General features: G+C 36.5%; 2 protein-coding genes and 1 pseudogene. 1 reads left to right on the top strand and 2 read right to left on the bottom strand.

What is annotated here, in order from left to right; translation table 11 throughout:
* Positions 1–70: 70 nt before the first annotated feature.
* Complete coding sequence (locus E1140_RS00930) at positions 71–310, top strand: hypothetical protein (RefSeq protein WP_155178084.1); 240 nt, start codon at positions 71–73, stop codon at positions 308–310.
* Between the two features lie 183 nt (positions 311–493).
* Here the strand turns inward: E1140_RS00930 and E1140_RS00925 are convergent, their stop codons facing one another.
* Positions 494–2539: a carboxy terminal-processing peptidase gene (locus E1140_RS00925; RefSeq protein WP_155178082.1), complete on the bottom strand. Its 2046-nt coding sequence runs from the start codon at positions 2537–2539 to the stop codon at positions 494–496.
* Positions 2540–2668: 129 nt separating this feature from the next.
* Positions 2669–3116 (bottom strand): annotated as a pseudogene (locus tag E1140_RS21275) (hypothetical protein); the annotation flags it as partial.

Raw genomic sequence — 3116 nt, 5'->3', positions numbered from 1 at the left:
TAATTTTAGAAGAGGCTCTCAGTTAATTTAAGAATTAATATATTGCACCTGTTAAGTATAAAATTCGTCTATGTCATCATCATCTGATCGCTTCATCAATAAGGTTGAACTTATTATGGATTCACCAACAGAACGCAACAAATACAAGAACCTGGACACATTCGAAAAGAAGCTTTCTTTTTTAAGAAGCCATTTCATTATGGATGAAATGTCTCTTAGATTGTTAGAAAGAAAATACCTTCTTTCGGAAAATAGTCGCGAATACTTGATGAATGTAGTTGAGGATATAGTTACGCGATCTGAGAACTAAATAACATTAGAAATAAATTAAAAAGTCCTGCTTGGTGTTACCTTGCAGGACTTTTTTTATTCCTTACTATAAAGAAGTTTTTACTGTTGCGAAGTTAGAACCTTCGCTTTCCTCAATAATCACATCTACTTTATCACTTCATTAAATTATTGTTGGCTCAAGCCACCCAATGTTTATTATCTGTTATCCAATAGATGAAATAATCTCAGATAGAATAACAACACCTTCTTTCAGGTACTTGTCATCAACATCAATCTTATCAGGCTTCTGCTGTCCCTCAACTTCAATCTTGGTTCCGGAAAGGTCATTGCGTGCTGCTTTTCTTTTTTCAGCATCTTCAATTTCTTTCTTTCTTGTTTCCTCGTTCAAGGAGATTCTGGTTCTTGAAATGTTCTCTTTCAATTCTGCCGTTTCATCTACCAATTGAATCAAATCCTTATCAGACTCTAATCGCCTGGTGTAATCTTGATTCAAAGCAGAAATCATCTGTGGCGATATTTGATTTGAAGGTTTGAACTTTGTACTCTTAATTTGATCCCAAGGTAAAGCACTTGGTCTTGAGCTTTCACCAAACTCTTTGGCTTCAAAGGCAGATGGGAAATTCACATCAGGGCTTACTCCTAAATGTTGAGTACTGCTACCTGTAACTCTATAGAACTTTTGTAATGTCAACTTCAGCTCTCCGGCCTTTTCGCCCTCTGGTAATTTGATATATCTGCCAAGGTCTATCACACTTTGAACAGTACCCTTACCAAATGTAGTTTCGCCTAAAACAACTCCTCTATGATAGTCCTGAATAGCTCCAGCAAATATCTCAGAGGCAGAAGCACTAAACCTGTTAATCAAAACCGCTAGTGGGCCATCATAAACAACTTCTGGATCCTCATCTTCACCAACTTCCACTTTGTTAGAAGAAGTCTTTACCTGCACTACAGGTCCATCTTTAATAAACAAGCCGGTAAGGTCAATGGCTTCAGATAGAGATCCGCCACCATTATTTCTAAGGTCAATTAAGATACCGTCTACCTCTTTAGCTTTCAATTCGTTCACTAGTCTCTTAACATCTCTGGTCGTGCTATTATAGTTAGCGTCACCTTTCTGATACGCTTCAAAGTCCATATAAAAGCTTGGTAATGTAATAACACCTACCTCGAATGAAGAACCATTTCTTGTTACAGGAATAACTTCAGCTTTGGCCTCCATATCTTCCAACTTTATTTTTTCTCTTACTAAAGTGATAGTCTCAGAGGGTCCGTTGACACCTGTTTCTGCAGGTAAAATCTCTAACCGAACTGTAGTTCCTTTAGGTCCTTTTATCAATGTAACTACATCATCAATTCTCCAACCGATAACATCTACCAAATCTCCATCCACACCTTGTCCTACAGCAATAATTCTATCATCCGGATGGATTGCATCGCTTTTTTTGGCAGGACCTCCAGGTATTATTTCAACTACTTTAGTAAAGTCGTTATCAGTTTGTAGACGAGCACCAATGCCTTCTAATGACAGACTCATATTCTGCTGAAATCGGTCTGACGTTTTAGGAGAAAAGTAATTTGAATGAGGATCGAATGCTTCTGCTATTGTATTCATATACAATTCGAACACATCTTCTGCATTGTACTGATCAATAGATTTCTTGAATCTATCGTATCTCGTTTTTATTGTTTTGGCAATCTCTTTTTTCTCTTTGCCATTTAGCTTGAGACTAAGTGTTTGGCTCTTTATGATTTTTTTCCATTGCTCGTTTAGCTCAGCTTCGTCTTTAGACCAGGGCTCTTCAGAACGGTCAGTATCATAATATTCATCTACAGTGAAATCATAATCATAATTCAACAATGTAGTATAGATGTAGTCCATACGCTCGTCAAAGCGTTGTTTAAATACCTTATATATGGCATACGCTGGATCAATTACACCTTCCTTTGTATAATCATCCAACACATACCGGTATTTCTTAAAATCTTCAATATCAGATTCTAGAAAATACGACTTGTTATTATCTAAAGTCTCAATATAATCGTCAAGGATAACTGACGATAACGAATCGTTAAATGAAATTTTTCTAAAATGATAAGTACTCAGAATCTGAGCTGCCAATTGTGCTTCACTTGCAAAGTGAGGCTTAGGAACTAAATCCGTGCTGTCCGAAGGATTTGCAAAAGAAAATCCACCACTGAAAATTAAAACTAGTCCACATACAACTACTGCCTTCAATCTATTCATAATTTATAGTTTTAAATACTACACTAATAACGCTGCATCTCGAATAAAGATGTGCCACTCGTATAAAAAATAGAGAAACAAAAATGAGACCATATACAATATGATCTCATAAATAACATTTTAGAATTCCTATTTGGTTTTCTCTATATCAAACTCAGATAAGAATTTCTCAGCTTGCTCCACGGACTGGAACTCATAACTTCTTTTCTCTCCAAGAGATGAAAGTACTTCTATTTTAACCACATCAACTGTAGTATTCTTTTTGAAGTGTGCTTTCGCTGGTTCGAAATGAGAGTAATCTTCTTCTTTGGCAATATGAAATTGAGTGGCTCTCACAGAACTACAATACTGACACTTATAGTGTTTTAGCAATTCGCCCTCCTGCTCTGCAGTAGCCTGCTGAATAATTTCCTCTCTAATAATTTTCATGGTGTAGAAACCACAGTTGTTACATTGCAGTGCTTCCAAATGGCCCTGATATTTCTCGATCTTTGTGTCACCTGTTTGCTCATCTATCCACACATCATAGTCAACAGAAAACACTTCCTCTTCTGCCTGCATACCTTCATCAAGATGA

This window comes from Fulvivirga lutimaris (genome assembly GCF_009711525.1).
GTDB classification, from domain to species: Bacteria; Bacteroidota; Bacteroidia; order Cytophagales; family Cyclobacteriaceae; genus Fulvivirga; species Fulvivirga lutimaris.
Note: the sequence above shows the minus strand (reverse complement) of the source record. Positions and strands in the feature narration are given on the sequence as shown.